4 protein-coding genes are annotated in these 3,124 nt (G+C 57.1%); 2 read left to right on the top strand and 2 right to left on the bottom strand.

Going from position 1 to position 3,124, the window contains the following annotated elements:
* The coding region (locus PSV43_RS14965; RefSeq protein WP_300198823.1) for a sulfatase-like hydrolase/transferase at positions 1-194 on the bottom strand (194 nt) is incomplete at its 3' end.
* 115 nt (positions 195-309) lie between these two features.
* Between PSV43_RS14965 and PSV43_RS14960 the strand changes: the two genes are divergently transcribed.
* Positions 310-1,662: a sulfatase-like hydrolase/transferase gene (locus tag PSV43_RS14960; protein ID WP_300198820.1), complete on the top strand. Its 1,353-nt coding sequence runs from the start codon at positions 310-312 to the stop codon at positions 1,660-1,662.
* A 166-nt stretch (positions 1,663-1,828) separates the two neighbouring features.
* Here the strand turns inward: PSV43_RS14960 and PSV43_RS14955 are convergent, their stop codons facing one another.
* Positions 1,829-2,275 carry a hypothetical protein gene (locus PSV43_RS14955; RefSeq protein WP_300198818.1) on the bottom strand — a complete coding sequence of 149 codons (447 nt, stop codon included), beginning with the start codon at positions 2,273-2,275 and terminating at the stop codon, positions 1,829-1,831.
* 177 nt (positions 2,276-2,452) lie between these two features.
* Between PSV43_RS14955 and PSV43_RS14950 the strand changes: the two genes are divergently transcribed.
* Positions 2,453-3,124, top strand: a 672-nt coding sequence (locus tag PSV43_RS14950) for a sulfatase-like hydrolase/transferase (protein ID WP_300198815.1), incomplete at its 3' end; no start/stop codon positions are given.

Genomic DNA, 3,124 nt, shown 5'->3' with positions numbered 1-3,124 from the left:
CCGCTGGTGAAACGCAGCCCTTCGGCGGCAAGCTGGTCGATGTTCGGCGTCTTCAAAGCCTTCGTCCCGTTGCAGCTCACATCCCCATAACCGAGATCGTCCGCCATGATGACGATGACGTTCGGTGGCTTGGCCGCAAAAGTGGCCGAAAGACAAAACGACGACAGCAGCAGTGCGAGGATGGAGAGGCGCATGAGTGTCATCAAACATGAACCGCCGACGAATGGCAACCCTGGAGGCACGAACTGAAATGTGACCAGTGACGATCCTGCCGGAAGATTGGCAGCCCATGCTTCGTTCCGAGCGACCATGAAACGGCTCGTCTGCATCCTTTCGTCATTCCTCATTCTGCATTCGTCATTTTCGGCGCAGCCGAACATCATCCTCATCATGGTGGATGACTTCGGCTATGAATGCATCACGGCGAACGGTGGAGAATCGTATCAGACACCCAACATCGACAAACTTGCCGCCACGGGTGTGCGCTTTGAAAACTGCCATGTGCAGCCGTTGTGTACGCCCACGCGGGTGCAGCTCATGACGGGGCGCTACAACGTGCGCAACTACATCAACTTCGGTACCCTGCTGCGCACGGAGACGACCTTTGGCCACCTCATGAAAAACGCAGGCTATGCCACCGGCATCTGCGGCAAGTGGCAGCTCGGTGGAGAGTTGGACTCACCCCAGCACTTCGGCTTTGATGAGTCCTGCCTCTGGCAGCAGACGCGCCGTCCGCCGCGCTATGCGAACCCTGGCCTGGAATACAACGGTGTGGAGAAAAGCTTCACGCAGGGCGAGTACGGTCCCACGCTGGTGAACGACTTCGCGCTGAGCTTCATCACCAAGCACCAGGGAAAGCCGTTCTTTCTCTACTACCCGATGATCCTCACGCACGATCCTTTCCAGCCAACGCCGGACAGCCCGGACTGGGATCCCACGATCAGCAGCGAGGCCAAACAGAAGAGCGTGAAGCACTTCGCCGACATGACCGCCTATATGGACCGGATGGTCGGCAAAGTGGTCGCGAAGCTGGATGAACTCGGCATCCGCGACAACACGCTGCTGCTCTTCCTTGGCGACAACGGCACGCACCCCACGGTGACTAGCCGCTTCCAAGGCGCGGACTACAAGGGCGGCAAAGGCACCACCACCTCCCACGGCACACACGTGCCGTTCGTCGCAAGCTGGCCCGCTGTGATGAAGCAGGGCCGCGTCTCCACCGCTCTCGTCAGCAGCACCGACTTCCTGCCCACCCTCTGCGCCGCCGCAGGTGTCAAAGTGCCCGATACCGTGGATGGCGTGAGCTTCCTGCCCCAACTCAAAGGTGACACCGGTACGCCGCGCGACTGGCTGTACACCTGGTACTCGCCGCGTCAGCGCAAGGACCTGACCGTGAAGGAGTACGCCTTTGACCAGCACTTCAAACTCTACCGCACCGGCCAGTTCTACGATCTCAACGCCGATGCCATGGAGCAGCAGGACCTGGCATCAAGTGCCCTCGCCAGCGATGCCGCTACCGCGAAGGCGAAGCTGCAAACCGCCTTGGATAAGTTCAAGGACGCGCGACCTGCCGAACTCGACCGCGAGTTTGAAGCTTCCGGCAAGGGTAAGGACAAGACCAAAAAGAAGGGCAAGAAGAAGAACATGAAAAAAGGCGAATGATTTGCTCAGATCATAGTCCCGCTGCCCAGCACACGTTGCTATATCATTCCATCGCGCAACGTCCAAGCTCAGCGATCCGGCCCACGAAACGCGCGGATCGAAATCAGTCCGCTCAATCTGGGTTCGCTGTCACGCATGTGCGGTTGCCTGCTCTGCATAGTTTGGATCATTTTTTGTCCGGAATTTTCCCCCTTAGTCTGGCGAGTATCACAGTGGAAAGACGCTGACATAAGATTTTCTGTTTCGGGCTGAGCTTGCCGCCAGCCTGTTGCGCATCGTAAAAGGAGAGAAGGTGCGGTAGTGGGCGACCGCCTACGAGCTTCTTGATCTCGGCAATAGCCTTCGCTACGTCAGTATCTCTGGGAGCGGAAGTGCCCGTTTGAAATGCCTCCAACTCGGCCGGTGTGAACTCAAACAGTTTAGATTCAGGAAGCTCTTTTTCAAGCGAGTCTAACGCTTGGGCCACTTGGTCGTCCGTAGGCATGGCACCTGAAGCCATCATGGCTCCCTTGAGGTCTTCTCGCAACTGGCTGAGTACCGCCGTTGGAATCTCTGCAAACAAAGTAGAGCAAGCTATGGCTGTGATTACGATGAACAGGATTCGTGTTTTCATGAAATTGATGCTGGACTATGTTTTGAGCCAAACAGGCGATTTAGAGACAAGGACGTTGTTTTGTCAGCAACTTTGTGTTCAGCAGTTATGTGCCCTTGCGACCAAGACCCTATACTCAAGACGACGTTTTAACGGATTATTTGCTATAGAAAACAAACTCCTCCCCGTTCCCAGCGCATGAAGACCGCGCTTCTCCTCATCCTTTCGTCATTCTGCATTTGGCATTCGTCATTCGCGGCGACAGCCACGCAGCCCAACATCATCTTCCTCATGTGCGATGACCTCGGCTATGGCGATGTGCATTGCCTCAATCCCGAGCATGGCAAGATCGCCACGCCGGGGGCGGATCGGCTGGCAGAGCAGGGGATGATCTTCACGGATGCGCATTCGGGTTCGTCAGTCTGCACGCCCACGCGTTACGGCGTGGTGACGGGACGCTACAGTTGGCGGACGAAGCTGCAGAGCGGGGTGGTGGAAGGTTTTGCGCCAAATTTGATCGCTGCGGAGCGTCCCACGGTTGCCAGTTTTCTGAAGGGTGCGGGATACCACACAGCCATCATTGGCAAATGGCATCTCAATTTCGAGTACCTCGATCCGCAGTCCGGCAAGGCCTACAAAGCCAAAGACTTCGACACGCCGCCGGTCGGCGCCAAGATCCCCGACGGGCCGATCACGCGCGGTTTTGATTTTTACCACGGCTTCCACCACGCGCGCGACATGGAGGCGGTCATCGAGAACGACACCGTTATCGAGCATGACGAGGTGGTACACATGCTGCCGCGACTGCGACGCAAGGCCGTGGAGTTCATCGATTCACGCAAAGGAAAGGAGCAGCCGTTCTTTCTCTAC

This window comes from Prosthecobacter sp., assembly GCF_029946185.1.
Classification (GTDB): Bacteria; Verrucomicrobiota; Verrucomicrobiia; order Verrucomicrobiales; family Verrucomicrobiaceae; genus Prosthecobacter.
This window is presented reverse-complemented; position numbering and strand designations above follow the sequence as displayed.

Coding starts and splice junctions, on each gene's coding strand:
- PSV43_RS14960 (WP_300198820.1), top strand. CDS start 310: ATGAAACGGCTCGTCTGCATCCTTTCGTCATTCCTCATTCTGCATTCG.
- PSV43_RS14955 (WP_300198818.1), bottom strand. CDS start 2,275: ATGAAAACACGAATCCTGTTCATCGTAATCACAGCCATAGCTTGCTCT.